Origin of the sequence: Rhodanobacter sp. C05, from assembly GCF_002001165.1 — a bacterium.
GTDB lineage: Bacteria > Pseudomonadota > Gammaproteobacteria > Xanthomonadales > Rhodanobacteraceae > Rhodanobacter.
On record NZ_MUNQ01000008.1, the window covers coordinates 323,183 to 350,136 of the forward strand.

25 protein-coding genes are annotated in these 26,954 nt (G+C 62.2%); 9 read left to right on the top strand and 16 right to left on the bottom strand.

Annotated features, from left to right (window positions below):
• Nucleotides 1-2: 2 nt before the first annotated feature.
• The 6 genes from bamB to ndk form a co-directional block, all read right to left on the bottom strand.
• Nucleotides 3-1,214: an outer membrane protein assembly factor BamB gene (gene bamB, locus B0E51_RS07380; RefSeq protein WP_254424447.1), complete on the bottom strand. Its 1,212-nt coding sequence runs from the start codon at nucleotides 1,212-1,214 to the stop codon at nucleotides 3-5.
• Nucleotides 1,211-1,861, bottom strand: a complete 651-nt coding sequence (locus B0E51_RS07385; RefSeq protein WP_077444223.1) for a tetratricopeptide repeat protein — start codon at nucleotides 1,859-1,861, stop codon at nucleotides 1,211-1,213. Before B0E51_RS07385 ends, bamB begins: the two co-directional genes overlap by 4 nt.
• Nucleotides 1,862-2,011: 150 nt before the next feature.
• Entirely contained in the window at nucleotides 2,012-3,001 is a 990-nt protein-coding gene (locus tag B0E51_RS07390) for a RodZ domain-containing protein (RefSeq protein ID WP_343124661.1), read from the bottom strand.
• Nucleotides 3,002-3,006: 5 nt separating this feature from the next.
• Complete coding sequence (gene pilW, locus B0E51_RS07395) at nucleotides 3,007-3,798, bottom strand: type IV pilus biogenesis/stability protein PilW (protein WP_077444225.1); 792 nt, start codon at nucleotides 3,796-3,798, stop codon at nucleotides 3,007-3,009.
• Entirely contained in the window at nucleotides 3,788-4,921 is a 1,134-nt protein-coding gene (rlmN, locus tag B0E51_RS07400; RefSeq protein WP_077444226.1) for a 23S rRNA (adenine(2503)-C(2))-methyltransferase RlmN, read from the bottom strand. The genes pilW and rlmN overlap by 11 nt, the downstream gene beginning before the upstream one ends.
• 30 nt (nucleotides 4,922-4,951) lie before the next feature.
• Nucleotides 4,952-5,377, bottom strand: coding sequence for a nucleoside-diphosphate kinase (ndk, locus tag B0E51_RS07405; protein ID WP_077444227.1), 426 nt, complete (start codon nucleotides 5,375-5,377; stop codon nucleotides 4,952-4,954).
• 224 nt (nucleotides 5,378-5,601) lie between these two features.
• On the opposite strand from ndk, the gene B0E51_RS07410 reads away from it, so the two are divergent.
• From B0E51_RS07410 to B0E51_RS07420, 3 genes are all read left to right on the top strand, one after another.
• Nucleotides 5,602-6,228 carry a TetR/AcrR family transcriptional regulator gene (locus B0E51_RS07410; RefSeq protein ID WP_077444228.1) on the top strand — a complete coding sequence of 209 codons (627 nt, stop codon included), beginning with the start codon at nucleotides 5,602-5,604 and terminating at the stop codon, nucleotides 6,226-6,228.
• A gap of 77 nt (nucleotides 6,229-6,305) precedes the next feature.
• Complete coding sequence (locus B0E51_RS07415) at nucleotides 6,306-8,693, top strand: 3-hydroxyacyl-CoA dehydrogenase/enoyl-CoA hydratase family protein (RefSeq protein WP_077444229.1); 2,388 nt, start codon at nucleotides 6,306-6,308, stop codon at nucleotides 8,691-8,693.
• A gap of 150 nt (nucleotides 8,694-8,843) precedes the next feature.
• Nucleotides 8,844-10,049, top strand: coding sequence for an acetyl-CoA C-acyltransferase (locus B0E51_RS07420; RefSeq protein ID WP_077444230.1), 1,206 nt, complete (start codon nucleotides 8,844-8,846; stop codon nucleotides 10,047-10,049).
• A 462-nt stretch (nucleotides 10,050-10,511) separates the two neighbouring features.
• Here the strand turns inward: B0E51_RS07420 and B0E51_RS07425 are convergent, their stop codons facing one another.
• From B0E51_RS07425 to B0E51_RS07445, 5 genes are all read right to left on the bottom strand, one after another.
• The gene (locus tag B0E51_RS07425; protein ID WP_143525825.1) at nucleotides 10,512-11,123 is read right to left on the bottom strand and encodes an ImmA/IrrE family metallo-endopeptidase; all 612 of its coding nucleotides are present in this window, start codon (nucleotides 11,121-11,123) and stop codon (nucleotides 10,512-10,514) included.
• Nucleotides 11,092-11,493, bottom strand: coding sequence for a helix-turn-helix domain-containing protein (locus B0E51_RS07430; protein ID WP_077444232.1), 402 nt, complete (start codon nucleotides 11,491-11,493; stop codon nucleotides 11,092-11,094). The genes B0E51_RS07425 and B0E51_RS07430 overlap by 32 nt, the downstream gene beginning before the upstream one ends.
• A gap of 183 nt (nucleotides 11,494-11,676) precedes the next feature.
• Nucleotides 11,677-12,945, bottom strand: a complete 1,269-nt coding sequence (locus B0E51_RS07435) for an NAD(P)/FAD-dependent oxidoreductase (protein ID WP_077444233.1) — start codon at nucleotides 12,943-12,945, stop codon at nucleotides 11,677-11,679.
• Nucleotides 12,946-12,964: 19 nt separating this feature from the next.
• Nucleotides 12,965-13,903, bottom strand: coding sequence for a hypothetical protein (locus B0E51_RS07440; protein WP_077444234.1), 939 nt, complete (start codon nucleotides 13,901-13,903; stop codon nucleotides 12,965-12,967).
• A gap of 407 nt (nucleotides 13,904-14,310) precedes the next feature.
• On the bottom strand, nucleotides 14,311-15,330 hold the full coding sequence (locus B0E51_RS07445; protein WP_254424450.1) for a hypothetical protein: 1,020 nt from the start codon (nucleotides 15,328-15,330) through the stop codon (nucleotides 14,311-14,313).
• A 390-nt stretch (nucleotides 15,331-15,720) separates the two neighbouring features.
• On the opposite strand from B0E51_RS07445, the gene B0E51_RS07450 reads away from it, so the two are divergent.
• Entirely contained in the window at nucleotides 15,721-17,301 is a 1,581-nt protein-coding gene (locus B0E51_RS07450) for an SDR family oxidoreductase (protein ID WP_077444235.1), read from the top strand.
• Between the two features lie 34 nt (nucleotides 17,302-17,335).
• Here B0E51_RS07450 and B0E51_RS07455 read toward each other — a convergent pair whose 3' ends face one another.
• Complete coding sequence (locus tag B0E51_RS07455) at nucleotides 17,336-18,991, bottom strand: M20/M25/M40 family metallo-hydrolase (protein ID WP_077444236.1); 1,656 nt, start codon at nucleotides 18,989-18,991, stop codon at nucleotides 17,336-17,338.
• Nucleotides 18,992-19,180: 189 nt separating this feature from the next.
• The gene (locus B0E51_RS07460) at nucleotides 19,181-20,206 is read right to left on the bottom strand and encodes a hypothetical protein (protein WP_254424451.1); all 1,026 of its coding nucleotides are present in this window, start codon (nucleotides 20,204-20,206) and stop codon (nucleotides 19,181-19,183) included.
• 417 nt (nucleotides 20,207-20,623) lie between these two features.
• On the opposite strand from B0E51_RS07460, the gene B0E51_RS07465 reads away from it, so the two are divergent.
• The gene (locus B0E51_RS07465; RefSeq protein ID WP_077444366.1) at nucleotides 20,624-21,325 is read left to right on the top strand and encodes a pirin family protein; all 702 of its coding nucleotides are present in this window, start codon (nucleotides 20,624-20,626) and stop codon (nucleotides 21,323-21,325) included.
• A 29-nt stretch (nucleotides 21,326-21,354) separates the two neighbouring features.
• On the opposite strand, the gene B0E51_RS07470 is transcribed toward B0E51_RS07465, so the two are convergent.
• Nucleotides 21,355-21,993, bottom strand: a complete 639-nt coding sequence (locus B0E51_RS07470) for a trimeric intracellular cation channel family protein (protein ID WP_077444367.1) — start codon at nucleotides 21,991-21,993, stop codon at nucleotides 21,355-21,357.
• A gap of 228 nt (nucleotides 21,994-22,221) precedes the next feature.
• On the opposite strand from B0E51_RS07470, the gene B0E51_RS07475 reads away from it, so the two are divergent.
• Nucleotides 22,222-23,223, top strand: a complete 1,002-nt coding sequence (locus B0E51_RS07475) for an NAD(P)H-quinone oxidoreductase (protein ID WP_077444237.1) — start codon at nucleotides 22,222-22,224, stop codon at nucleotides 23,221-23,223.
• 6 nt (nucleotides 23,224-23,229) lie between these two features.
• Here B0E51_RS07475 and B0E51_RS07480 read toward each other — a convergent pair whose 3' ends face one another.
• Nucleotides 23,230-23,823, bottom strand: a complete 594-nt coding sequence (locus B0E51_RS07480) for a hypothetical protein (RefSeq protein WP_143525826.1) — start codon at nucleotides 23,821-23,823, stop codon at nucleotides 23,230-23,232.
• A 208-nt stretch (nucleotides 23,824-24,031) separates the two neighbouring features.
• Here B0E51_RS07480 and ada point away from each other — a divergent pair, with 208 nt between their 5' ends.
• Genes ada through alkB form a run of 3 tightly spaced genes read left to right on the top strand, consistent with a single transcriptional unit; the run spans nucleotide 24,032 to nucleotide 26,492 of the window.
• Nucleotides 24,032-25,108, top strand: a complete 1,077-nt coding sequence (gene ada / locus B0E51_RS07485; protein WP_077444239.1) for a bifunctional DNA-binding transcriptional regulator/O6-methylguanine-DNA methyltransferase Ada — start codon at nucleotides 24,032-24,034, stop codon at nucleotides 25,106-25,108.
• Complete coding sequence (locus tag B0E51_RS07490; RefSeq protein ID WP_077444240.1) at nucleotides 25,108-25,839, top strand: 2OG-Fe(II) oxygenase; 732 nt, start codon at nucleotides 25,108-25,110, stop codon at nucleotides 25,837-25,839. Before ada ends, B0E51_RS07490 begins: the two co-directional genes overlap by 1 nt.
• Nucleotides 25,836-26,492: a DNA oxidative demethylase AlkB gene (alkB, locus tag B0E51_RS07495; RefSeq protein ID WP_077444241.1), complete on the top strand. Its 657-nt coding sequence runs from the start codon at nucleotides 25,836-25,838 to the stop codon at nucleotides 26,490-26,492. Before B0E51_RS07490 ends, alkB begins: the two co-directional genes overlap by 4 nt.
• Before the next feature lie 28 nt (nucleotides 26,493-26,520).
• Here the strand turns inward: alkB and B0E51_RS07500 are convergent, their stop codons facing one another.
• Nucleotides 26,521-26,949 (bottom strand): DUF2231 domain-containing protein, encoded by a 429-nt coding sequence (locus B0E51_RS07500; RefSeq protein ID WP_077444242.1) that lies wholly within the window; start codon nucleotides 26,947-26,949, stop codon nucleotides 26,521-26,523.
• Between the last annotated feature and the right edge of the window lie 5 nt (nucleotides 26,950-26,954).

The following is a 26,954-nucleotide window of genomic DNA, read 5'->3' on the forward strand; positions in this document are numbered from 1 at the left end:
GATCAATGAGCCGACAGACGATAAGCGCCGATATGGCCCTTCACGTCCTCGACATAGACAGTGTCACCAACGACCAGCGGCTGCGCGCGGATTGCCTTCTTCGACAAGCGCATGCGAGCGGCCAAAGCGCCGTCACCGGTCTGCAGCCAATGCACGTAGCCATCCAGATCACCGACCACGACATAATCGCCCTGCACAGCCGGTCCAGTGACCCAGCGGTACTTCAGCGCATCACTCTTCCAGATATCGGCACCGGTACTCTTGTCGAACGCCCATATCTGTGACTGGTCGTTGACGCCGTACAACGCGTTGCTACCGAGGGCCAGTGAGTCGAAAGTGGAGAACGCATGCCCCCACAGCGGCCTGCCGCTGGGACCGTCCACCGCAAGCAGGTTGCCGTGATAGGCCCCGGCAAACAGTGTGCTGCCATCGATCAGGATCGAACCATCGGCATCATCCAACCGCTCGATGTCGGTGCGGCCTACGCCACTGGCCAGTTTCTGTTCCCACAGCTTGGCACCGTTGTCCTCGCGCAAGGCAATCAGCTTGCCATCGTCACTGCCAAGGAACACCACACCGTTGGCGGCCAGCAAGTCACCGTTACCACGCAGACTCAGCAGCGGCACGTTGCCTTGGTCGTAGACCCAGCGGCGCTTGCCGTCGGCGCGATCCAGGCCGAAGACGCGACCGTCCTGAGTGCGCACGAGCACAAGGTCACCTGAAATCGTTGGCGCCGCCAGCACTTCAGAAGCCAGTTCGGCATTCCAGCGCGGACCACCGTCCTTTGCATTCACACCGTACACGTGACCATCCAGCGTGCCGACCACCAGCAGGTCGCCATCGACGGCGGGGCCACCTGCGTACATGGCATCCTGGCGTTTCTTGTCACCCCAGCCAAACCAGCCCTGGGTACGCGTGCTCTTCGACCACAAGGTCTTGCCGCTGGTGGCATCGATCGCCGCCAGCTTGCCGTCCGTGCTGTCGGCGTAGAGCACACCATCGACCACCGTCGGGCGCAGACGTGCGCCACTGCTGCCGGAGCCCTTGCCTATGCTGGTGCTCCACAACTTGGAGACCTGCACGGTAGGCTTGAAATCCTTGGCCAGCGGAGTCGGCGGTTCGACATTTTCTTTCTTGAACGAATGGCAGCCGGCAAGCGCCAGCAGCGAAGTCAAGGAAATCAGCAAGACGCGTTTCATCATTTCAGGTTTCATGCACCCTGCTTCCCGGCCGTAGCCAAATCATCGAGTTTCATCTGCAAGGCACCGCGTTGCGGTGCATCCTCGCTCAGCGCCGACATGGCCGCTTGATAGGCCTTGCGCGCATCGTCTGAACGCCCAAGCTTGACCAGCGCATCGCCGCGGAGTTCCTGCGTCAGACCCGAATAGTCATTGGCTGGAATGCGATCGAGCGTGGCCAGAGCCGCCGTACCGTTGCCACGCGCCAGTTCTACCTGCGCCACGCGCAGCTGGATCAGCGACTTCAGCGCCGGTGCGCCAGCGTGGCTCTCGGCCCATGCCAGCGAAGCCTCGGCCTTGTCCAGCTGCTTGTCCTGCACTTCCTGCTTGGCGCGATCACTCACGGCGAAGATGGCGTACGGCGACTTGGCAAAATCCGTCATCAGCCGGTCGGTAAATTGCGCGGCAATATCCGGTTTGCCGGAAGCCACCGCAATCTGCGCCTGCTTGTAGAGCTGCGCGGCTTCGGCTTCGTTGCGCGCCTGGTGATTGTTCCACTGCTGCCAGCCGAAAATGCCGACCAGACCGATGGCGATACCCACGACGATCGACAGACCATTCTCGCGCAGCCACTTCTGTACCAGTTCGCTTTGTTCGTACTTGTCGTATTCTTCAAACGCCATGCAATCACCATTCAGAGGGCCGCGCACCCGCAGGCGCGTGCATAGGCCAGCGCGATAAAAGGGAAAAGCCGATCACGTCCGTTCGGTAGCCGAACGGACAATGGACAAGCATAACCGAAATGGATAGGTCGGAGCGGCGCCGACAGCAATTCAGAGGCTGGCTGCGGAGGCCTTGCCGTCCTGCACCTGCACGCGGAAACGCGCCACGTTGGCACGCCGGAAATCGTCCAGCCCCACCGGCTGACCATCGATGCTGACCTGCGCGCCAATGGCATTGCCAATGCGCACATCCAGCGGCTTGTCGCTGTGGTAGACCTTGCTGCTGCCGGCAGGGAGCAAGCCGTATTCCAGCCGTGTACCGTCAGCAGCAACCACTTCGACCCAGCTGGCCGCGCTCAGGCTCAGGCTGACGCTGTGATTGCCGGTTCCAGCATCAATGGCCGGTGCCGCCGCAGCAGCAGGGGATGGCGCGCTGTTGCTGTCCAGACTCGGGAACGGTGCCATCGAAGCCATCAGCGGCTGATCCTGTACCGGTGCCACGATCACTTTCGGCGGTGCCGCCGGAATCGTGTTGTGGGTCAGGTTGGCCAGAGCCGTGCTGGTTGCCGTCGCCGGCGCGTCCTGCTGCGCCACCGGAGCCGCATCCAGCGGAGCCAGATGGCTCAGATCGCGGTCAAGCGTGCCGCGCACGCCGAGCCAGATCATCGGCACCACGATCACGGCGGTCAGCACCACGTAGGTGGCTGCGGTCGCATAGCGATCCAGCAGGAAACGCGAGTGCGATATGCCGCCAGTCGCCACCAGCGTCGGCTCGACGTGCTTGATGCGGTTCATCTCGACCTGGATCGACGCCTCGTTGATGCCGAGGTAGCGCCCATATTTGCCGACGTAACTGGCGAGGTAGACCTTCGAGTCGGTGTCGTCGTACGTGTCGTGCTCGAGCTGGCGCAGCACGCGAGCCGGCAGCTTCAGCGTGTGAGCACAAGTTTCGATATCCAGGCCGCGTGCTTCACGCGCTGCATGCAGCCGCTTGCCGAAACTGACAGCATGGGAGTCTACGGATGGCCCATCCATGTTGAGCAGATTGATGCCGAACAGATCGGACTCACTCGAACCCTGTTCGGACGGGGTTGGCTGCATGGAAGTCATGGGCTGGCAGTAGATGAGTTGAGTGCGCGTGCCTGCTCCGAATCCGGGAACTGGCTCTGCAACCGCTTGTTATAGGCCTGGGCACCGTCCGGGTTGCCCAAATGGAATTCGATATCGTAGCCGAGCTTGAGCGATGCCGCCGTTGGATTGCCCAGCGCATCAAAACGCTGGATGAAGGCCCGAGCCCGGAACGCATCATTATGTACGTAAAGTGTGTTCGCAAGCTGGAAGAGTGCCTCGCCGTTCTGCGGATTTCGCGCGATGGCGTCACGAAAACTTGCTTCGGCCCCGGCTACGTCATTCACTTGCAGCTGGCATACGCCCTCATTCGTCAGCGCCACATCGGGCGTCTGGTAGAACGGGTCGGCCACCGCCTTGCGGAAATACTGGTCGGCTTCGGCAACCTTGCCGGTATGGCAGAGGAACACGCCAAGATTGTTGTTCGGGTCGCCCTTGGTCGGCTCCAGTTCGACCGCCTTGCGGTAATGCGCTTCGGCCTCCGGAAGATTGTTGATCTTCTGGTAAAGCACCGCGATCACGGTGTGTGCCGGCACATAGTTGGGATCGAACTTGAGCGCCGCAGTCAATTTCAGCAGAGCCGTCTGCATGTCACCGTTGTCCATGTAGTGCTGGCCAAGTTCGGTGTGCACGCGCGCTGCATCTACCGCCTGCTGGGCCTTGCTGCTTTGCGGGATATTCTTGCCGAGCGAGTTGCTGTCGCTGTGCGTGGTGATGCACCCGGCCAAAGGCAACAACAGACTGAAGATCAGTGCACGTTCAAATCGCATGGATGGTTCCCTCGTCCTGGCGTTTGCGGATATCGGCACTGCGACGGGTGCGATCGGTCACCTGCCCGGCCAGCTGGCCGCAGGCAGCATCGATGTCGTCACCACGGGTACGCCGCAACATGGTCAGCACACCGGCATTCAGAAGCTGCGTCTGGAAGTCGCGAATATCGTTCGCGTTCGAACGCTCGAAACGGGTGCCGGGAAATGGGTTGAACGGAATCAGGTTGACCTTGCAGGTCGGCAGCTTGCGCATCAGCTTGATCAGCTGGCGTGCGTGCTCGGGCTGGTCGTTGACGCCCTTCATCAAGGTGTATTCGAAGGTGATCGAGGTGCGCGGCTTGCGCGCGACCCAGCGCTGGCAGGCGGCGAGCAGGTCGGCAATCGGATAACGCTTGTTGAGCGGCACCAGCTCGGTACGCAGGTCGTCATTGGCCGCATGCAGCGAGACTGCCAGCGATACGTCGATCGCGTCCGACAACTGGTCGATCAGCGGCACCATGCCGGCAGTGGACAGGGTCACGCGCTTGGCCGCCAGACCGAACCCCAGGTCATCGCGCATCAGGCGCATCGCCTTGACCACATTCTCGAAATTGGCCAGCGGCTCGCCCATGCCCATCATCACCACGTTGGTGATGCGACGGTTCTGGTGGGTGACGTTGCCCAGGTACTTCGCCGCCACCCACACCTGGCCGATGATCTCGGCGGTGGAAAGGTTGCGGTTGAAACCCTGCGCGCCGGTCGAGCAGAACTGGCAGTTAAGCGCGCAACCGATCTGCGAGGACACGCACAAGGTGCCGCGGGTCGGCTCGGGGATGTACACGGTCTCGACCGCGTTGCCCTTGTCCATCCCCAGCAGCCACTTGTGCGTGCCGTCGTTGGCGGCCTTGTCCAGCATGGTCTTCGGCGCGCCGATGTAGCAGACCTCGGTGAGCTTGGCGCGCAGCGCCTTGCCCACGTCGGTCATGTTCTCGAAGTTGTCTTCCAGGTCGTGGTAGATCCACTTCATCACCTGCTCGGCGCGATACGGCTTCTCGCCGATCTGCGTGAAGAAATCACGCAGGCCCTGGCGATCGAAGTCGAGCAGATTGACCTTGGCAGGTGGATTGACGACAACCTGATTCACAACTTTTGCCTCACAACTTGTTTGAATCGCTCAGCGCGACAGCACATCCGTCGCGGCGAAGAAATAGGCAATCTCCACCTTGGCGGTATCGATCGCATCGGAGCCATGCACGGCATTGGCATCGATGGAATCGGCGAAGTCGGCGCGGATCGTGCCCGGCGCGGCTTCCTTCGGATTGGTGGCGCCCATCAGATCGCGATGCGCGAGCACGGCGTTCTCGCCTTCCAACGCCGAGATCATCACCGGGCCGGAGATCATGAACTCGACCAATGCGTTGAAGAACGGGCGCTCGCGATGCACCGCATAGAAGCCTTCGGCTTCCTTGCGCGACAGCTGCTTCATCTTGGCAGCGATGACCTTCAGGCCAGCCTTCTCGAAGCGGGCGTAGATTTCACCGATGACGTTCTTGGCAACGGCGTCGGGCTTGATGATGGAAAGGGTGCGCTCCAGCGCCATACGGGTCTGCTCCGGAAAAACGGATTGATAGGGAAAGGGTCGTGGCCGGTCTGACCGGCAGAAGGACTAAACCTGACAAAGATTGAGGATTTAGCTCACTAAAGTTTGACAGATTCTACCTCATACGCAAAGAACTTGCCGTTTGCAACAAACGATCGTTTGACGGCCGTCGAGCTGTCCGCGTATGCTCAAACGATCGTTTGAACCAGCCCGATGACCGACGCATGACCCTGCTCGTGAACAGTTCCGGCTCGACCAAGGATCGGATACTCGGCGCCGCCGAGCTCCTTTTCGCCCAGCGAGGCTTTGACGGCGCCTCGCTGCGCCAGTTGACAGCCGCCGCCGGCGTCAATCTGGCCGCCGTCAACTATCACTTCGGTTCCAAGGAAAAGCTGGTCGAGGAGGTGTTCCGGCGCCGTCTGGATGCACTGAACGCCCGTCGTCTGGATGCACTGGCCAAGGTCGCCGGGGCTCCTGGCACCACGCTGGAAGACGTGCTTGCGGCCTATATCCGCCCTGCGCTGGACCTGTCCCACGACGACAGCGGCTCGCTGTTCATGCGCGTGCTGGCACGTGCCTTTGCCGAACACGACGACACTTTGCGCCAGTTCCTGTCCGAGAACTACGGCCACGTGATGCGCCAGTTCACCACCGAATTCGCCCGCCTGCTGCCGCAACTGAGCAAGCAGGAGCTGTACTGGCGCATCGACCTGGTCACCGGCGCACTGACCCATGCCATGTCCGGCTTCGGCATCATCCAGCGCAAGCACGACGTCAGCGAGCTTGCCCATCGCGAGCAGACCGCCCAGCACCTGATCCGTTTCAGCGTCGCGGGCCTGAGCCACCCCTAGTTTCGTGTCACCGGCCGGCAATAGCCGTGCTGTTCCATTCCACCCAAAGTTTTGTGTTCGTACCTCCGGAGAAGCCAATGACCGCTGCATCCTCAACCAAATCAGCGCTACGCATCCGCAAGGCTGCCGTGCTGGGCGCTGGCGTCATGGGCGCGCAGATCGCCGCGCACCTGACCAATGCCGGCGTCGAGACCGTGCTGTTCGACCTGCCCGCCAAGGAAGGCCCGAAGAGCGGCATCGCGCTCAAGGCCATCGCCAACCTCGCCAAGCTCTCGCCTGCCCCGCTGGCGGACAAGAACCTCGCCGCCGCGATCATCCCGGCGAACTACGACGAGGACATGGGCCATCTGAAGGACGTCGACCTGGTGATCGAGGCGATCGCCGAGCGGATGGACTGGAAGCTGGATCTGTACAAGAAGATCGCGCCGCATCTGTCGAAGACCGCGATCCTTGCCTCCAACACCTCGGGCCTGTCGATCAACGGCCTGGCCGAGGCGTTGCCGGAAGAAATGCGCCACCGCTTCACCGGCGTACATTTCTTCAATCCGCCGCGCTACATGCACCTGGTCGAGCTGATCCCGACCAAGCTCACTGATCCGGCCGTGATCGAAGGCCTCGAAGCCTTCCTGGTCACCACCGTCGGCAAGGGCGTGGTGATCGCCAAGGACACCCCTAACTTCATCGGCAACCGCATCGGCGTGTTCTCGATGCTGTCGGCGATGTACCACACCGACCAGTTCAAGCTCGGCTTCGACACCGTCGACGCGCTGACCGGTCCGGCGTTGGGTCGCCCTAAGAGCGCCACCTACCGCACCGCCGACGTGGTCGGCCTGGACACCATGGCACACGTCATCAAGACCATGGCCGATACCCTGCCGGACGATCCATGGCACCAGTATTTCAAGGCGCCGGTGTGGCTGCAGGGCCTGATCGACCAGGGCGCGCTCGGCCAGAAGACCGGCGCCGGCTTCTACAAGAAGGCCGGCAAGGACATCGTGGTGCTGGATGTCGCCAAGCAGGATTACCGCCTCTCCGAGCAGAAGCCATCCGACGAGGTCGCCGCGATCCTGGCGATCAAGGACCCGGCCGAGAAGTTCGGCAAGCTGCGCGCATCCAACGACCCCCAAGCCCAGTTCCTGTGGGCCAGCTTCCGCGACCTGTTCCACTACACGGCTTATCACCTGGCCGACATTGCTGACACTGCGCGCGACGTGGATTTCGCGATCCGCTGGGGCTACGGCTGGAAGCTCGGCCCGTTCGAGACCTGGCAGGCCGCCGGCTGGCAGCAGATCGCCGGCTGGATCAATGAAGACATCACCGCCGGCAAGGCGATGAGCAAGGCACCGCTGCCGGCGTGGGTCACGGATGGCCGTAAAGGCGTCCACGGCAAGGATGGTTCGTATTCGGCCAGCGCCAACGCCGACAAGCCGCGTTCGCAGCATCCGGTCTACAAGCGCCAGCTGTTCCCCGATCCGCTGATCGGCGAGAAGTTCGACCAGGGCACCACGGTCTGGGAGAACGAGGGCGTGCGCCTGTGGACGCTGGGCAACGATGGCGTCGGCATCCTCTCGTTCAAGACCAAGATGAACACGGTCAACGACTTCGTGCTCGACGGCGTGCAGCACGCGATCAAGCTGGCCGAAGAGAAACTCAAGGCCGTGGTGATCTGGCAGACCGGCGAGCCGTTCTCCGCCGGTGCGGACCTCAAGGGCGCGCTGGGTCTGCTCAAGGAAGGCAAGATCGCCGACTTCGAGAAGATGGTGGAGAACTTCCAGCACACCAGCATGGCGATCAAGTACTCGCTGGTGCCGGTGGTCTCCGCCGTGCGCGGCATGGCGTTCGGCGGCGGCTGCGAGTTCCAGATGCATTCGGCACGCACCGTGGCGGCACTGGAAAGCTATATCGGCCTGGTCGAGGCTGGCGTCGGCCTGCTGCCGGCCGGCGGCGGCCTGCATGAACTGGCCGTGCGCGCCGCCAAGGCGGACCCGGGCGACCCGTTCGAGGAACTGAAGAAGGTATTCGAGACCGTGGCGATGGCCAAGGTGTCCGCCAGCGCGTTCGAAGCGAAGAACCTGGGCCTGCTGCGCGACAGTGACGTGGTGGTGTTCAACGCCTACGAGCTGCTCTATGTGGCCAAGCAGGTGGCGAACGCATTGGCCGAGAGCGGCTACCGTCCGCCGCTGCCGGCCCGTGCGATTCCGGTCGCCGGCGACGTCGGCACTGCCACGTTCAAGGCGTCGCTGGCCAACCTGCAGGCGGGCTACTTCGCCTCCGAGCACGACGTGGACATCGCCACGCGCATCGCCGACACCTTGTGCGGTGGCGTGATCGAGCGTGGCTCGACGGTCGACGAGGAATGGCTGCTGGCGCTGGAGCGCAAGCATTTCGTGGAACTGGCGCAGACCGAGAAAACCCAAGCCCGCATCGCCCACACCATGACCACCGGCAAACCGCTGCGCAACTAAACGCTCGGCCTTCTAAAGCCGTCATCCCAGCGAAAGCTGGGATCCAGCGACTCCGAACCACCCAAGGCACTGGATTCCGGCTTTCGCCGGAATGACGATCAAAAACTGAAAGCGTCGCTGCTGAACGCGCGACGCCACGGAGCAAATCCCATGACCAAGCAAGTGCAAGACGCCTACATCGTCGCCGCCACCCGCACCCCGGTCGGCAAGGCGCCGCGCGGCGTATTCCGCAACACCCGTCCGGACGACATGCTCGCCCACGTGATCCGCAGCGTAATGGCGCAGGCGCCGGGCATCGACCCGCACCGCATCGGCGACGCCATCATCGGCTGCGCCATGCCTGAGGCCGAGCAAGGCATGAACGTGGCGCGCATCGGCGTGCTTCTGGCCGGCCTGCCCGACACCGTGCCCGGCGTCACCATCAACCGCTTCTGCTCGTCCGGCCTGCAGGCCGTGGCGATGGCCGCCGACCGCATCCGCCTCGGTGAGGACGACCTGATGCTCGCCGGCGGCACCGAGAGCATGAGCATGGTGCCGATGATGGGCCACAAGATCGCGATGAACCCCGCGATCTTCAGCAACGAACACATCGGCATCGCCTACGGCATGGGCATCACCGCCGAGAACGTGGCCAAGCAGTGGAAGGTCAGCCGCGAGCAGCAGGACGCGTTCGCGGTGGAAAGCCACCGCCGCGCACTCGCCGCCCAGGCCGCCGGCGAGTTCAACGACGAGATCAGCCCGTTCGCGCTGGACGATCATTACCCCAACCTCGCCACGCGCAAGATCATCACCGACAGCCGCAGCATCAGCGCCGACGAAGGCCCGCGCGCCGGCACCACGCTCGAAGTGCTCAGCAAGCTCAAGACCGTATTCCGCAACCAGCAGTTCGGCGGCAGCGTCACCGCCGGCAACTCCTCGCAGATGTCCGACGGCGCCGGTGCCGTGCTGCTCGCCAGCGAAAAGGCGATCAAGGAATACAACCTGCAGCCGCTCGCCCGCTTCGTCGGCTTCTCCGTCGCCGGCGTACGCCCGGAGATCATGGGCATCGGCCCGAAGGAAGCGATCCCCAAGGCGCTCAAGCAGACCGGCATCACCCAGGATCAGCTGGACTGGATCGAGCTCAACGAAGCGTTCGCCGCCCAGGCCCTCGCCGTGATGGGCGACCTCAAGCTCGACCCGAGCAAGGTCAACCCGCTCGGCGGCGCCATCGCGCTGGGCCACCCGCTAGGCGCCACCGGCGCGGTGCGCATCGCCACGCTCGTGCACGGCATGCGCCGCAGGAAGCAGAAGTACGGCATGGTGACAATGTGCATCGGCACCGGCATGGGTGCGGCGGGAATTTTCGAGGCGCTCTAATGCTCGTCATTCCGGCGAAGGCCGGAATCGCTTTTCAACAATGAAGTTGGTCATTCAAAGGCCAGAAACAAGAACGGCGCCGTAGCATTACGGCGCCGTTTTCAATGGTCTGAAACTGCAAGAAAAGGTGGCAGCCAAACTGCCACCCCGTCTCTCACTTCCGTCGCCGCACGAGGAAGCAGAAGAATCCGCCGTTTTTGCGGAAAACCTGCTTGCCCGTGCGGTAGTGACGAAAACTCTTACAGAAGATCCAGGAGAACCCCGGAGGAGCTTCAAATGGAGTCATGGCACACCTCTCTTTTTGAGCAGGCTTCGCTTGACACCGTCAGTTTCCGGCCGCAGAGTGCGCGTGCCGTTCCTTGCAACTGTACGGCCTCCCTACTGATAAAGCCTTTGTCTCGGGAGATCCGCTCAGCGATAGCTACAACTATCGCTGAGCACTTTCACTTGATCCATTTGCGATCAAAATTCAAATCCTTCCTGTATTGCAGCCTCATAACACTTATCGGCCTGTGTCATAGCGCCACTTGCCAATACCCCTTGCGCCTTCAATTGCGCAAAATAAAGCTGCATTTCCCAAATAGGTACCTGAAAATAATGTGCGGCCTTTATGGGATCGTCATATTGTTTGAGCAGCTCTCTATCTACTTGAAAATCGACTGCAAAGAAATCGGCCTGCCACTCGGGATCGCAGATTTTTTTTGGCAAGTGATTGGGCAATACTTGTCGGAAAAAATCCGGATTCGAATGTAAGCATATGTGCCCGATTTCGTGGCAGACCGTAAACCTAGCTTCAGGCTCATCAATTCGAATTTTGCGCATCACGCTTTCACGAATTCTGACTACTTTCTCCGCATAGTTATAAGCTGCGTGCACACCGGCAACCGAGCTGTCACGATCATCAACTATGTCCAACTGAACGCCGAGTATTAATTGCACCCGATTTTCCAGCAACCACTCCAAGTTTGTTAGACGTCCCGATTCGGGCATAAAAAGCTCTTTTCGAGACGCTACTACCGCTTGGTGAATTTCGCTAATCGTTCTACCTGCTACCACGACGCCAATTTTGCTCACTTGACCTGTCCTCAAGAAGTTGATTCTTTATCTTTTGAAGTTCTTCATCTGTGAGTTCCTTGATTTTTCGCGCAAATTGAATCGCCACCTCTTCCTGAAAAGGGGTCAAATCATCTAGCGAGACAGTTACGGCTCCTCTAGAGCGACTAGTCGCAGTTATTGCAGCCTCTTTCAGGTGCTTAGTGTTCTCATCATCTAGGTTAAGAAATGACGCAATTTGGCTCGGCCAGTTTTCTGGAACAGAGCGCCGACCAAATTCAACCGCAGACAAATAAGATGGCGAACATTTCAGCTTGTCCGCCATGTCACTCATAAGCATGTTTTCCTTGAGCCTCAGCGCCCGAACTAGTTGTCCGAACTTGGAAAGCATTTCACACCCCTCGTAGTTAATCCCCCGGCTTGTACCGGTGACTCACTATCGACCGCGTGACACATTTTGTCAAGTTCTTTTCAAAGTATGAAAACATGATGAAAAAACAGCGACTTGGGATTGCTGGCCGGAGGAGATCGTTATCACGCGGCGACAATCAGCCAATATGCGGGTCAGAGCCACTTATCGCCTGTCTTCATCCTTATCGCCACCAACAATGATGCGCGCACTGCGCTGCCAAGTGCAGTACGACCACGCCCAGTCGAGCATCACCACCAGCCGGTTACGAAAACCGATCAGGAACAGGATGTGCGTCATCAGCCAGAACCACCAGGCGATCACGCCGGACAGGTGGATGCCGCGGAGATCGACCACAGCGGCACCGCGGCCGATGCTGGCGAGCGTGCCGTAGTCGCTGTAGTGGAAAGCGGGCGTGGTGCGTCCGGCCAGACGATGGCGGATCACCCGTGCGGCATACGTGCCCATCTGCTTGGCTGCCGGCGCGAGACCCGGCACAGGCTTGTCGCCCTGCTCCACGTGCGCAAGGTCGCCGATCACGAACACTTCGGGATGCTGCGGCAACGACAGATCGGGTGAGACCAGCACCCGTCCGGCGCGATCGCACGGCGCACCCAGTTGCGCGCCCAGCGACGAGGCGGCAACACCGGCGGCCCACAATAACGTGCGCGCCTCGATGCGCTGGTCGCCCATCTGCACGCCGGTATCGTTGACCGCCGTGACCGCTGCGTTCAAGTGCACATGCACGCCCATGCGTTCGAGCTGGCGTTGCGCTTTCGCGGACAGCGACGGCGGCATTGATGACAGCACGCGCGCGCCGGCTTCGACCAGATGGATCTGCGCCATGCGGGGATCCGCCACGCGAAACTCGCTCGGCAAGGTGTGGTGCGCGATCTCCGCCAGCGTGCCGGCCAGTTCGACGCCCGTGGGGCCGGCACCGATCACCACGAAGCTGAGCCATGCTGCGCGCCGCGCGGGATCAGGCTCGCGCTCGGCGGACTCGAACGCGTCGAGGATATGCCGGCGGATCGCCAGCGCATCGTCCATGGTCTTCATGCCGGGCGCGTGGCGCTCCCACTCGTCATGGCCGAAATAAGCGTGACTCGAACCGGCTGCCACCAGCAGGTAGTCGTAGTCCAGCACGCCGCCGGCCAGCGTTACCCGTCGCTGCTGCACATCGATGCCGCGCGCCTCGTCCATGCGCACGGTGACATTGCGATGCTTGCGCAGGATGTGACGCAGCGGCGCGGCGATATCCGGTCCCGACAATCCGGCGGTGGCCACCTGATACAGCAAGGGCTGGAACAGATGATGGTTGGTGCGATCCACCAGGGTGATGCGCACAGGTGCCGAACGCAGCGCCCGCGTCGCCCACAGGCCACCGAAGCCGCCACCGAGGATCACCACATGCGGCATCGCTTGCGTTGTGCTCATCCCACCCTCACTGGATTCGTCAAGTTCCCGAGCTGTAACCCGGTATCGGCAGGAAATACCGTGCCCAGTTCTTGAACTCGACCGGCAGGTCGCCGGGGGTCAGCAGCCACCAATTGGGCCATGCCACGCAGGTGGCGCACTGGTCGCTCACGGCGTTGATCATGGTTTGCGTCAGGCCTGGGCCGCCCATCGGGAACAGCCCTCTCTTTGCCTTCAGCTGAGAGGCGGCGATCAGGTAGTACGGCGGTCCGCCGGCAGGCAGGCGATCCGGGCTGTTGTAGACGGTATCGACGACCAGCCAGCCCGCGTGATTGGTTCTGTCGACAAGGATCGTGCTCTTCGCACGTTTCAGGTCGAACCACATGATGTCGGTCTTGTTCGCGAAGCTGGGGACGTTGCAGGTGGCATCGGTGAAATTGCCGTCGGGGCCCTTGCTGAAGGAGTGGTTGGTGAACTTCAGCGCCTGGATCGTGCCGAAGTCATGCGTCACGGTCCGTACGTTGCCCGTCCAGGCCACGTCGAAGGTGGACGATCCCGGCAACGTCACGAAGGTCTTGTCGGTGGACGCATTGACCACCTCGGTGTCCTTGAACCCGAGGATGTGCCAGGCGAGCTGCCGCGCCACCGTGTTGAAGATGCCGCAGTTGCACGACTTGGCGTGGTTGGTGCCGTCCAGCAAGGGGATGCCACCGGTGCCTGCACCGGGAATGGCGGGAGGTTTGCCTGGCGCAATCGGACCGCTGTGGCTGGTCGAACCGTTGTTGCCTGCCGTGTCGATCCAGATCCAGTTGTTGGCTCGCGCATAGCGCCACAGATTGGCGTTGAGGTTGTGCCAGAGGGTCGTCTTGTTGGCGATGCCGGCCAGCCCGTGGCCCGGCATGTTGACGATATGGTCGGCGGGCTTGCCGTCCCAGCCATAGGCGGCTAGCAATGTGTTGATGACCTGCTGTGTCGGCATATCCAACTCCCTGTCTGTTTAGTGAAAACAAGAATCAGAGTCGACTTTCCCGGAACTGCACTCTGATCCCTTTCCGTCATACGGTTCGAGATCTGTCCTGAAGCAGCAACGTCATGGCTCGTGCGTCGGCCCGTGAAGCAAGAGTGCAGTTTGCGCTTCGCTACAGACTGCAGCGGCGAGACGAATGATGGCAGCGGCGATAACCCTGCCATGCATGTGCTCCATCCCCTCTGGAAACTCCCGCGAGAATACCGCAGCGGAGCCATGCCGATGCAATCAGTTTGTATGTCCTCCTGTAACGGCAGGCCTGCTTACACCGCATTTGCCAGCCCGTGTCGAGCCGGCCCAGTTCTACGCGCGGATGTAGGGGAGGCGCGGCGGCGTGGCCAGCGCATCCCTGATGACGACTACGGGACCGGCCACGGCTTGACGCGCCAACAAGCCTGGTAGTACTGCTCGAGCGTTTTTCTGACCGGATAGAGCCGGAAGGCAAAGCCGTAGCGAAAGGCATTGCTCCGACCACCGACCCACGCGCCGACGGAATGCGCGAAAAGCAGGCGTTCCAGTTGGGTGGGCTGATAGGGCCGGCTGATCATCACCGAATCGTCGGCGACACTGGCACCGTCATGCTGTTGGGTCAGCGTCTCCTGCTGGTTGATCTCGAAATACGAGCGTGTTCCGCGCGAAACGATCTCGCGTGCACGGGTGGCGCCGACGAAGTCGTATGCGCTGAGCGTGACGCCGGCGACATTGCATTGCAGCGTTATCCGGTGTTCGCCGTGACGATCGACCTGATTGATGACCAGGGATGGTGCCGTGGGCGACGGCGTGTATGTCGCGGTGAGCGGAAGGCTGCCATTGTTGGCCAGTCCCGTCGACATCATCTGGTCGGCGGTCAGCCAGACCACCGTATCGTGCGAGCTGGTCAGCGTCGGCGTGAACTCGGCCAGATCGATGTCCATCTCTTTCAGGTATGCCGCGACGTCATCGGAAGACGGGTGTGCCTGCCCCGTGTCGCCGGGCTTAGGATCCATCGCGCTGCGTGGCGAAAGGCCGATGCGGTCAAAGCCTGTGGGCGCCCAACGATACAAGCCGCCGAAATACGCATAGGTGCATGCATCCACGCAGAAGGCCGTCTTGCTGGCGTACCCGGCATGCAGGCTGCGTCGTGGCGTCCCCAGATGCGTCACCATCGAACCCGCACGGAACAGCCGTCCCAGCGCCAGGCCGGCGCGCAGGTCTCCGCTCGGGGAGTTCAGATAGATATCGGATCCGCGGGGAATCTTGCCCGATCGCACCAAGGCTTCGAAACGTTCCGGTGCGTCGGCATCGATGGCGCCATACAGATAGACCTGCGGCACCTGGGTGATGGCCAGGGTCATCCGGTCATCGTTGACCTGGATGGCCAGTGGTTTCGCGGGCGGCACGTGTTGCGAAACCCGGGAAGCCGGCGAAGCCGCGCCATGGGCATGAATCAGCGGTATGGCCGCGATGCAGGCAAGCAGCAGCAACCCACTCCGCAAACATCGCTGGCGCCATCCTGTCCAGCCAGGAAAATTTCCGTCCGCGTTACTGTCTCGCACTGTCGCTCCCGAAGTTCAGACCCTGAGCCAGGGAGTGTCTTTCGTTGCAGATGTCCTGCGAGTGAACGTCGCGAAACAGCTGGAAATAACCGGCTGCCAATCCTTTGCGAGCGAGCCATCCCCGAATCGGTGTCAAAAACAGGCAAAATACACGGTTGGCGATGCATGACTGACACGCGCAGCCTGACGCGGCGGCGCCCATTGCGCCGCCCCACTCGATGACGGATTACGCTCTTGACGACTACCACGGCCAACGTGCCATTACCCGACGACGCAGATGCCACCCTGCTTGAGCGCCTGCGCGCCGCGGCGGAACTGCTGGAATCGGTGGCTGCCGACCGACAGCTGCTGGACCGGTTGCCGGCGGATGACCGCCAGCGCCTGCATCAGGCAGTGGCGCAGCTCTATCACCCCGATCCGGGTGCGCGTCGGATCAAGCTGAAAGCGGCCGAAAAGGCGCGGCATGCATCGAAGATCCAGGCCGAGGACGCGGTGCTCAACCAGACCGGCATCCGCGAGCTGCGCCGCCGGCCGGTGTTCACCACACCGAATGGGTTTGCGCCGGTGGGTTTCGAGCCGCACGACATCAGCCCTGATGCCGACGCCGCGCAGCCGCGCGAATCGATCGAGCCGAAGCATTGCTATGTATGCAAGCAGAAGTATTCGACGATCCATTTCTTCTACGACCAGCTGTGCCCCGCTTGCGCTGCATTCAACTATGCCAAGCGCACCGAGCTGGTCGACCTGCGTGGACGTGTCGCGCTGCTGACCGGCGGTCGCGTGAAGATCGGCTATCAGGCTGGCCTGAAGCTGTTGCGCGCTGGTGCCGAGTTGATCGTGACCACGCGCTTCCCGCGCGACTCGGCGGCGCGTTACGCCGAGGAGCCGGATTTCGGCGAATGGGGTCATCGCCTGCAGGTGTATGGACTCGACCTGCGCCACACGCCAAGTGTGGAAGCGTTCTGCCAGGAGCTGGTCTCCACGCGGCCACGGCTGGACTTCATCATCAACAACGCCTGCCAGACGGTGCGCCGTCCGCCGGATTTCTACTCGCACATGATGGAAGGCGAGACAGCCGCCCTGCACGACATGCCGGAACACGTGCGCAAGCTGGTCGGCCACTACGAGGGCCTGCGCAGCTCGCACATCCTGCCCGAGGCCAATGCTCCAGCAATGGCGCTCGCAAGTCGTGACTCGCATGTCCCCGGCCTGACCCGAGCCGCCGAACTGTCGCAGGTGCCGTTGCTGCCGGAAGAATTGCTGGCGCAGAGCCACCTGTTCCCTGAAGGCCGGCTCGATCAGGACCTGCAGCAGGTCGACCTGCGCGAACGCAATTCGTGGCGGTTGCTGATGGCCGAGGTGCCGTCGGTGGAATTGCTGGAGGTGCAGTTGGTCAATGCGATCGCGCCGTTCATCATCAACGCGCGCCTGAAACCGCTGATGCTGCGCACGCCCGAGCGTGACAAGCACATCGTCAACGTGTCGGCGATGGAAGGCCAGTTCTACCGCAACTTCAAGACCACGCGGCATCCGCATACGAACATGGCCAAGGCCGCGCTGAACATGATGACGCGCACCTCGGCCACCGATTACCACAACGACGGCATCCACATGAACAGCGTGGATACCGGCTGGGTGACCGACGAGGATCCGGCGGCACTGGCCGCGCGCAAGGTTGCCGAGGAGCGCTTCCATCCGCCGCTGGACATCGTCGACGGCGCCGCGCGCATCGTCGATCCGATCATCAGCGGCGTCAACACGGGCGAGCACGTGTGGGGACAGTTTCTGAAGGACTATCGGCCGACCGATTGGTGAGTCTCGGCAGAGCCGCCGTGACCCGGCGCCAGGATCATTTCGCTTCCGTGCCGGGCCGCCTGAAATCGCTGCCCGGCTTCCATTGCGGGAATGGCGTGGTTCCGGTGGAGAGCTTGCTGCCGACCATGTAGAGCAGCCGCAGGTCCTGCACCATGCCGCTCAGATCCCAGTTCGGATCGAACGCATCGCCGGGCTGGTGATAGCGGTTCGCGATGTAGTCATCGTAGGCCTTGCGGCCGGCAGTCACGCCACCATCGAGCAGGTCCAGGCCCGAACGCGCATACAGCACCGGCACCCCGGCCTTGGCGAAATTGAACTGCTCCGAACGCGCGAAGAAACCTTTTGGCACCATGTCGGGCGTCAAGGCACGCCGTTGCGTCCGCGCCGCTTCGACCAGGTATCCGTCAAGGTCTGACTGACCATAACCGATGACCGCAATATCGTGACTGGGACCGCTGACCGTCAACGCGTCCACATCGAGATCAGCCACAGTCAGGTCCAGCGGCACCAGCGGGTGATTGACGTAGTAGTGCGAGCCGAGCAGGCCCGACTCCTCCATCGTCAGAGCCAGAAACAGGATCGTGCGCACCGGCTTGGGTTTGCGATGCGCGAACGCTTCGGCGATCTCCAGCAAGCCAGCGACGCCGGAGGCGTTATCCACGGCACCGTGGTAGATCTTGTTGCCATCCTTGCCGAGATGGTCCCAGTGCGCGGAATAGATCACCGCCTCATGAGGACGCAGACTGCCGGGTAGTTCTCCGACCACGTTGTTCGATTGTCCATGGCTGATCGTACTGTCGATCGCGATGCTGGCCCTGGCGTCGAGCTCGACCGGCTTGAAACCGCGCATGTCGGCATTCTTCTTCAGCGCATCGAAATCGGCACCGGCATCGGCGAACAGTTTCCTCGCGGCTGCCGTGGTCAGCCAGCCGGCGATCGGCAGGCGTGGTGTCGGATCCTCACTGACCGGCAGGCTGAATTGCGGGCCGCTCCAGCCGGTCTGCACCACGTTCCACGGATAACCTGCTGCCTCGGCATCGTGCACGATGAAGGCCGCTGCGGCGCCACGGCGCGCAGCCTCCTCGAACTTGCTGGCCCAGTGGCCATACCAGGTCAATTCGCGACCCTTGAACAGCATCGGGTCCTGGTTGTTCCAGCCCGGATCGTTGACCAGCATCACGACCGTCTTGCCCTTGAGGTCCAGGCCGGCGTAATCGTTCGATGGCTGATCGGGTGCATCGACACCGTAGCCGACGAACACGATCGGTGAATCCTTGATCTCGGCATGCGGCTCGTTCGCCGGCGAGCCGACCACCATGTCGCTGCCGAAGGCCAGCTCGGACTTGTCCTTGCCGCCGTCGACGACCAGCTTCGCCTGGTCGGCATGCTGCAGCGAGCTTTGCACAAACGGCACGGCCTGCAACCAGCTGCCGCGGTTGCCGGGCTGCAGGCCGACGCGCTGAAACTGCTGGATCAGGTAGTCGGTGGTGCGTTGCTCGCCCACACTGCCGGGTGCACGACCCTCGAACTGGTCCGAGGCCAGCACCTTCACGTGCGCGCTTACATCCGCCTCGGTAATGCCGGGTGAGAATGTCGCATCAGCGTTGCCACCGCTTCTGCCGCCGGCCGAATGATGATGGCAGGCCACCAGCAGCAAGCTGATGGCAATGGTCGACAACAAGCGATGCACAAACGCTCCCCCGAATGATGAGTGAGCGAATGTACTCAGGTGCCTCTAAAGGTCGCAACAGAGATGATGCAATCGCGGGAATTTGCGGATCTGAAGCAACAAAACCTCAACAGCCGGATTCATCCCGCCTGATGGCAGCGCCTCGACGGCATGCAGATCGGCGATATCCCGCCGATCCGAGAGGACTGTTCAACCGATGGCCGAAAACGCCGGCATGGTGACATCGGCGGCGCGTGAACGGCTGTGGCCACGACGCCATCCATCCACAAACGTACGCAGCTTGCCGCCAACAACAGCGACTACGGGGTACGCCGCCAGACGTATCGCCGGGAAACTCCCGGGTGACATGGCCAGGCCGATCTGGTGCTCGGCCCGCATTCTTGCCGCTTTTGCGGCAAACCAGGCCTTGGGGCCAGCCAGCAGCACGCCCGATTCGGATTCCGCCTGACGAGAGCTCTCGATCGTGCGGCGCAGGTGGGCGAGATGGATTTCGCTGAAAGCCTGGCCGAGTGCAGCAACCGTGAAAGGGGATGCGACGAATTCGTTCAACAGACTGCCCAGCATCGCCGCCGCACGCAACGCAATCTGGCGATTGGTGCGCTCCACGTGAGACGTGCCCACAGCCAACTGATAAGCGCCTTCGATCGCACCCACCAAAGCCTGGAACTCTGCCTGATTGAGCGGACGACGATCCAGCGGCGTATGCCGGCGACCGATCAGCCACGCCTGGTCAGCTGCAGGGAGTGCATGTGAACGATGGGCCGCGCGATGACGCGCATCCTCAAGTGGCAAGCCGTTCTCTGAAACCAGCTGTACGGTCAAGTCTTCCTGAGTCAGCGGTTGCGTCCGCGCTGCACCGTTGTGGTCGTACCAACGGCGATACTCCAGCGTGGCCGCACGGAACATGCCCCGTGGTGGACGCACGGTTGCGCGCGCCTCGGCGGCATAGTCGAGTGAGGGGGCGATCGGGCGATGCCCTGCCGCACGGGCAGCCAGCACGCGCCCGAACAGGATCTCGGCCACGACCAGATGCTGGTGGTAGGCCGAATGACGCTCGTGTTCGCTGGGTGCCGTGAAATAGACGAAACGGAACGGGGATGTGCGCGCCACTCTGGCGGAATGCCCATTGCCCGGCTGGATGCCACGACGCCCGATAAGCGGGGCACGGTGCGCATTGGGCAGATTTCCCAGCATCACGTCGATGGCGGGAGTCATGACAACGGCAGGCTTGACCGGTACGGCCTCTTGCACACTTACATCAACTGCTACTTGCACACTGCAACCTTCATCGCCGGTGCGGCCGCAACGCCCATCTCCACAAGCGCCACATGCCACGCGGGTACACCCATACCACCCATGCTGGATGGCCTCAATGTCACATTGGCATATCGCGTGCCATCAAAGTGTGCGGCAACCCGCAGTATTCGAAAACGGTTCGTGCCGGCCTGGATTTGTTCAGTCAGAACCGCAACTTTTTACGCCCATGCCAAGCCATTCGCCTCCCTTCGGACAAGCTGCGCAAGGCTCGATTCGGCAACAGTCCGTTCCACGCCGGCCTCTGTGTTCGCCTGCGTGTCGGATCTATCGTGGCGAGCATGACCAAGAACAGCACACGCCATGGGAGCCACGACCATGATTGAACGCAGACCCTTCGAAAGCCTGGGCGGAGCCGACCATGGCTGGCTGAAGGCGAAACACCATTTCTCGTTTGCCGGTTACCACGATCCGAAACACATGGGCTGGGGCGCACTGCGGGTGTGGAATGACGACACCATCGCCGCGCAGACGGGCTTTCCACCGCATCCTCATGCGGAGATGGAAATCATCACCTATGTCCGTGAAGGCGCGATCAGCCACAAGGACAGCCTCGGCAACGCGGGCCGCACCGAGGCAGGCGATGTGCAGGTGATGAGTGCCGGCAGCGGGATCACCCATGCCGAGTACAACCTGGAAAGCGAAACCACCCGGATATTCCAGATCTGGATCATCCCCGATGCACACGGCCAGCCGCCTGCATGGGGTGCCAGGCCATTTCCGAAAGGCGAGCGTTCGGGCCGCTTCGTGGCGCTGGCCAGCGGGTTCAAGGAGGACGGCGATGCCCTGCCCCTGCGTACCGATGCACGCGTACTCGGCGCAACGCTCAAGGCCGGCGAGACGGCGGAATACACCATGGCCAATGACCGCTATGCGTATCTGGTGCCAGCTACGGGCACGGTGGAAATCAATGGAGTGACACTTCATGCCCGCGATGGTGCAGCCATCCACGACGAAAGCGTGTTGCGCGTAAAGGCACTGGAAGACGCCGAACTGGTCCTGGTCGATACGGCAGCGTGATCCGGCGCATTCGCTGAGCGAGCCGGCAGCTATGAACGGGAGTCCGTATCTGGCTTCTCCGCATAGCGCGCCACCGGGAGGTGCCACTGGTGACGGATGGCCATGTAGCGCAGGCCAAAACACAATCCTGCACCAGCCAGCGTGGTGGCCATCGGTGGGAGTTGCAGCAAGCTGCCCAGCACGACCACGACCGCGCCGGCCAGCGCAGCCACAGCGTAGAGGTCGGCACGCAGCACCGTGGGAATCTGCGAGACCAGCACGTCGCGCAACATGCCGCCGCCAATGCCGGTAAGCATGCCCAGCAGGGCCGCCATGGCCGGGTTGAGTCCGTAGGCCAGCGCCTTTTGCGCGCCAGCGACCGCGAACAGTGCAAGACCTGCCGCATCGGACAATTGCACCGGATTGCGCAACCGTTCGATCGTTTCGTAGCGATAGAAGGTGATGACCCCAGCCAGCACCGACACTGCGAGATAGCGCCAATCGGCAATCGCGGATGGCGGCGTGGCACCGATCAGCACGTCGCGGGTGATGCCGCCGGCATTGCCTGCCGCAAACGACAGCACCAGTACGCCGAACAGGTCGAGCCTGCGCCGTACTGCAGTCAAGCCGCCGCTCAGCGCGAACACAAAGGTGCCGACGAGATCGAGCACCAGCAACAGCATGTGCATCATGGGTGCTTTCCACACGAAGGCAGTCGTCTGTTTATCGCCAGTCTGCGCCATCGTCAACCATCGGAACGGTGCCGTATGACCAAGCCATGTGGAATTCTCGAATCGTCCGACATAAAAACGCTCCCACGCGCCCATACACAGTCAACACTCAATGCTTGATATACGCTGCATCGGCGCCAGAGTTTTGGCATCCCCACGCAATAGCGAAGCCGCACCATGCCCTCCATGCAAGCCATCGAAATCAACCATCCCGGCGCAGCGGACGTACTGCAACTGACGCAGCGACCGGTTCCGCAGCCCGGCATGGGTGAAGTGCTGATCAAGGTGGCCGCCGCCGGGGTGAACCGGCCGGATGTGTTCCAGCGACAAGGCCATTACGCCCCGCCGCCTGGCGCATCGGATCTGCCCGGACTGGAGGTGGCCGGCATCCTGGTCGAAGGTGACCTGACCGGTGACAACCCGTTCGGCCTCAAGCACGGCGATTCTGTATGTGCCCTGCTCGCCGGTGGCGGCTATGCCGAATACGCCGTGGCACCGCTGGCGCAATGTCTGCCGGTACCGACGGGATTCTCGATGATCGAGGCGGCAGCGCTGCCGGAAAATTATTTCACCGTATGGAGCAACGTGTTCGAGCGTGGCCAGCTCGGCCAGGGCGAAGGCGGCGTGCACGAAACCCTGCTGGTGCAAGGCGGCTCCAGCGGCATCGGCGTGACCGCGATCCAGCTGGCGCATGCACTGGGGCATCGCGTGTTCGCCACCGCCGGTAGTGCGGAAAAGTGCGCGGCGTGCGAGAAGCTCGGCGCAGAGTGTGCGATCAATTATCGCGAGCAGGATTTCGTCACCGTGGTGAAGCAGGCCACCGACGGCCGCGGCGTCGACGTGATCCTCGACATGGTCGCCGGTGACTACATCCTGCGCGAACTCGACGCGCTGGCCGAAGGCGGCCGACTGGTGGTGATCGCCACTCTTGGCGGTAGCAAGGCAAGCATCGACGCTGCAACGATCATGCGGCGTCGGCTCACACTCACCGGATCAACCTTGCGCGCCCGCCCGATCGCATTCAAGAGTGCGCTGGGCCGCCAGTTGCACGACAAGGTCTGGCCCTTGCTGGAATCAGGCAGGCTGCGGCCGGTGATCCACCAGGTATTTCCTGCTGCCGAGGCCGCCAAGGCGCATGCGCTCATGGAAAGCAGCGCGCACATCGGCAAGCTCATGCTGCAGTGGTGATGCCGGTTACTTTCCGATCAGACCCTGACTCTGCAGATCCCAGACGAAATTCATCACCACATCGCTGACAACGTGGTGAAATGCATCGGCTGTCGTGGTCGGTGTGGCGCCGGCAGGACCGTTGATCTTGCCTAACGTGGTATGGATCGCGTGCTTGTAGACCGCCTGGTAGTCGTTGCCGCCGGCATGACGGTAGGCAATCGTGAATTCGTAGTTGTCATCGATCATCGAGCCGGTGCTGCCCAGCGTCAGACCGGTATGGAAACCACGGTGGCGGGCATCCTCCAGGTCGCTGCTGTCGTTGGCTGTAACCGTGATCCGGGCCGCCGCATTGGCATCTGTCGTCGGCGAAAATACGCCGGTGGCCGCCAGCGCCTGTTCGAGTTGATGCTGCAATTCGGCATCGACGGTGGGCGTCGGCTTCTCGTTGGTCTGGAACCGGGCTGTCACCTGCACCGGAATCGGCTGGACGAGCGGATGTATTACATCCGAGGTGGCCTGGTGATATTGCGGGTCAACATAAGCCCTGGTGGCGATGGTGCACGCCGAGAGCGACGCCATGATGACCAGTGCGCCTACCGTCTTCAGAATCACCTTCATGAATTTCCCCTTGTCATGGGTACGAGGAATCGCCATGTCCTTCATGGTAAGCGGATTCAGCGGCAAAAGCAGCGCGTTGTGTACGAAACAAGCACTCCCGCACGCTGACCACCGGTAAATGCGAATTCGGGCGCAAGACCCGGAGTGTCGCCCATGCCATCCGTCGCTAGATTGACTGTCACGCGTTAATCTGACGAAAGGAACAGCCATGAAAGCATTCGAGAAAAATAGCCAGCGGGCGGCCACCACGCTCAACGATCCACGCTGGATCGCGGTGCAGACCCATGACGCGAGCGCAGACGGCACTTTCTATTATTCGGTGCGTACCACCGGCGTGTACTGTCGCCCGTCCTGCGGCGCGCGTCCTGCCCGGCCGGAGAACGTGGCATTCCATGCGACCGCCGCCGAGGCGGAGCATGCCGGTTTCCGTCCCTGCAAGCGCTGCCGGCCCGATCAACCTTCATTGGGCGAACAGCACGCAATGCTGGTGACGGCGGCCTGCCGGTTGATCGAAAGTGCCGAGACGCTGCCCACGCTCGAACAGCTGGCGAAACCGAGCGGCCTGAGTCCGTTCCATTTTCATCGCGTATTCAAGGCCGTCACCGGGCTGACGCCGAAGCAGTACGCGCAGGCACAGCGGGCTCGTCGAGTACGTCGCGAACTCGACCGCAGCGACAGCGTGACCACGGCGATTTTCGATGCCGGCTACAACGCCAGCAGCCGTTTCTACGAAACAGCCGACCGGGTGCTCGGCATGACACCTTCCAGCTATCGCGCCGGCGGCATCGACCACGACATCCGCTTCGCGATCGGCGAATGCTCGCTGGGTGCGATCCTGGTCGCGCAAAGTGTGCGTGGCGTCTGCGCGATCCTGCTCGGCGATGATCCGGATGCATTGGCCCGCGATCTGCAGGATCGTTTTCCGAAGGCGAATCTGATCGGTGGCGATCATGCGTTCGAACAGTTGGTGGCGCAGGTAGTCGGCTTCGTGGAAGCGCCGGCGATCGGTTTCGATCTGCCGCTGGACGTGCGTGGCACCGCGTTCCAGCAGCGTGTGTGGCAAGCATTGCGGGAGATTCCACCGGGTGCCACGGCAAGTTACAGCGAGGTCGCCACGCGGATCGGCTCGCCACGTGCGGTGCGAGCTGTGGCTCAGGCCTGCGCAGCGAATGCGCTGGCGGTGGCGATCCCCTGCCATCGCGTGGTGCGCAGTGACGGTGGCCTGTCGGGTTATCGCTGGGGCGTCGAACGCAAGCGTGCGCTGCTGGAGCGCGAGGCATCGTGATGAATGCCGTACGGTGCGTCACGCCCGATACCGACACAAAACTGCAGGTATTCAACTGGGCTGGCATCGAAAGTGAAATCGATGCACAAGGTTGCGCGGTACTCGAAGCCCTGCTGTCGCCGCAGGAATGCCGTGACTTGGGCCGCCTGTATGCCGATGAGTCGTGTTTCCGCAGCCGCGTCGTGATGGGCAGGCATGGCTTTGGTCGCGGCGAATACCAGTATTTCCGCTATCCGTTGCCTGGCGTGGTCGCAGACTTGCGTACGACACTCTATCCGCGGCTGGTGCCGGTCGCGAATCGCTGGAACACGGCAATGGGGATCGCGATGCGTTACCCCGATGCACACGCCGCCTTCATCGAACACTGCCATGCGGTCGGGCAGCAGCGCCCTACTCCGCTGCTGCTGCAATATGGCCAAGGTGACTACAACTGCCTGCACCAGGATCTATACGGTGAACAGGTATTTCCTCTGCAGGTGGCGATCCTGCTGTCCGAGCCGGAGCGCGATTTCAGCGGCGGCGAATTCGTGCTGACCGAGCAGCGCCCGCGCATGCAGTCACGACCCATGGTAGTGCCGTTACGCCAGGGTGATGCGGTGATCTTCGCCGTGCATCAGCGTCCCGTCGCCGGTACACGCGGCAGCTATCGGGTGAATCTTCGGCATGGCGTGAGCCAGGTGCGCACAGGGCATCGCCATACCCTGGGCATCATCTTCCACGACGCCACATGAGCATGGCGGATCTGTTCGGCGACACGTTCAGTCACCAGCGCCGGGACGAGCCGCTGGACGCAGGTGCCGTGCTGCTGCGTGGCTTCGCCTTGATGGAAGAAGCCGTGCTGCTGCCGGCGATCGACATGGTGGTCGCACAGGCACCTTTCCGTCATCTGGTCACGCCCGGAGGTTTCCGCATGTCGGTGGGCATGACGAATGCCGGATCACTGGGCTGGGTCAGCGATCGGCGTGGCTATCGCTACGACCCGGTCGATCCACTCAGCAGCCGGCCCTGGCCCGCCATGCCGGAGATTTTCCTGCGACTGGCAGGTGCTGCCGCGGCGCACGCCGGGTTTGTCGGCTTTGTGCCGGATGCCTGTCTGATCAATCGCTACGAACCCGGTGCGCGGCTCAGCCTGCATCAGGATCGCGACGAACGCGACTTCGGCCAGCCGATCGTTTCGGTGTCGCTGGGCATTCCGGCAGTCTTCCTGTTCGGTGGCATGCAGCGCGCGGATCCGCAGATCCGCGTGCCACTGACGCATGGCGATGTGGTCGTCTGGGGTGGCCCGGCACGTCTGCGCTACCACGGCGTACTACCGCTCAAACCAGATCAGCATGATGCTCTTGGCGATTGCCGCATCAACCTGACGTTCCGCCGCGCCGGCTGAATCAGGGCGATTTTTCGCCAGCAGTCAGCTATGGCGGCGATGACGGGCCGACTCCCAGCCGGTGTCCATACACAAGCTTGCCGCCGAGCCAGCCACCAGCGCACAGGAAAAGGAATCCGGTCACGCTCAACGCGATCGCCAACACGCCAGGTTTGGTCAGTGTGGTGCCCTGCAAGCGCAGGAACAGGCTGGTCGCATAAAAGGCCAGGGCGGTCATCACCACGATCATGTGGCGGTTGACGTCCTTGATCGCAGGATGGTCCTCGGCAATTTTCGTCAATTCCAGAAAACCGGCCAACATGGCGGGGATCGAGAAACCGATCCCCGCCAGCAGCAACACACCGGCAAAGCGCCATGCCGGCTCACCCCAACCCAGACTGGCAAGATCCGCCGCCGTGGCCAGTGACCAGCCGGCGATCGGGAAATGGACCAGCGCGGGATGCAACGGGTGACGCATGACGG

What these genes read in the sequence shown, in the direction of transcription:
- bamB (WP_254424447.1), bottom strand. Translation starts at nt 1,214, where the DNA reads ATGAAACCTGAAATGATGAAACGCGTCTTGCTGATTTCCTTGACTTCG.
- B0E51_RS07435 (WP_077444233.1), bottom strand. Translation starts at nt 12,945, where the DNA reads ATGAGCACAACGCAAGCGATGCCGCATGTGGTGATCCTCGGTGGCGGC.
- B0E51_RS07415 (WP_077444229.1), top strand. Translation starts at nt 6,306, where the DNA reads ATGACCGCTGCATCCTCAACCAAATCAGCGCTACGCATCCGCAAGGCT.
- B0E51_RS07390 (WP_343124661.1), bottom strand. Translation starts at nt 3,001, where the DNA reads ATGCAGCCAACCCCGTCCGAACAGGGTTCGAGTGAGTCCGATCTGTTC.
- ada (WP_077444239.1), top strand. Translation starts at nt 24,032, where the DNA reads ATGAAAGCATTCGAGAAAAATAGCCAGCGGGCGGCCACCACGCTCAAC.
- B0E51_RS07420 (WP_077444230.1), top strand. Translation starts at nt 8,844, where the DNA reads ATGACCAAGCAAGTGCAAGACGCCTACATCGTCGCCGCCACCCGCACC.
- pilW (WP_077444225.1), bottom strand. Translation starts at nt 3,798, where the DNA reads ATGCGATTTGAACGTGCACTGATCTTCAGTCTGTTGTTGCCTTTGGCC.
- B0E51_RS07500 (WP_077444242.1), bottom strand. Translation starts at nt 26,949, where the DNA reads ATGCGTCACCCGTTGCATCCCGCGCTGGTCCATTTCCCGATCGCCGGC.
- B0E51_RS07465 (WP_077444366.1), top strand. Translation starts at nt 20,624, where the DNA reads ATGATTGAACGCAGACCCTTCGAAAGCCTGGGCGGAGCCGACCATGGC.
- B0E51_RS07410 (WP_077444228.1), top strand. Translation starts at nt 5,602, where the DNA reads ATGACCCTGCTCGTGAACAGTTCCGGCTCGACCAAGGATCGGATACTC.
- B0E51_RS07475 (WP_077444237.1), top strand. Translation starts at nt 22,222, where the DNA reads ATGCAAGCCATCGAAATCAACCATCCCGGCGCAGCGGACGTACTGCAA.
- alkB (WP_077444241.1), top strand. Translation starts at nt 25,836, where the DNA reads ATGAGCATGGCGGATCTGTTCGGCGACACGTTCAGTCACCAGCGCCGG.
- B0E51_RS07440 (WP_077444234.1), bottom strand. Translation starts at nt 13,903, where the DNA reads ATGCCGACACAGCAGGTCATCAACACATTGCTAGCCGCCTATGGCTGG.
- ndk (WP_077444227.1), bottom strand. Translation starts at nt 5,377, where the DNA reads ATGGCGCTGGAGCGCACCCTTTCCATCATCAAGCCCGACGCCGTTGCC.
- B0E51_RS07430 (WP_077444232.1), bottom strand. Translation starts at nt 11,493, where the DNA reads ATGCTTTCCAAGTTCGGACAACTAGTTCGGGCGCTGAGGCTCAAGGAA.
- B0E51_RS07460 (WP_254424451.1), bottom strand. Translation starts at nt 20,206, where the DNA reads ATGACTCCCGCCATCGACGTGATGCTGGGAAATCTGCCCAATGCGCAC.
- B0E51_RS07490 (WP_077444240.1), top strand. Translation starts at nt 25,108, where the DNA reads ATGAATGCCGTACGGTGCGTCACGCCCGATACCGACACAAAACTGCAG.
- B0E51_RS07385 (WP_077444223.1), bottom strand. Translation starts at nt 1,861, where the DNA reads ATGGCGTTTGAAGAATACGACAAGTACGAACAAAGCGAACTGGTACAG.
- B0E51_RS07470 (WP_077444367.1), bottom strand. Translation starts at nt 21,993, where the DNA reads ATGCACATGCTGTTGCTGGTGCTCGATCTCGTCGGCACCTTTGTGTTC.
- B0E51_RS07480 (WP_143525826.1), bottom strand. Translation starts at nt 23,823, where the DNA reads ATGAAGGTGATTCTGAAGACGGTAGGCGCACTGGTCATCATGGCGTCG.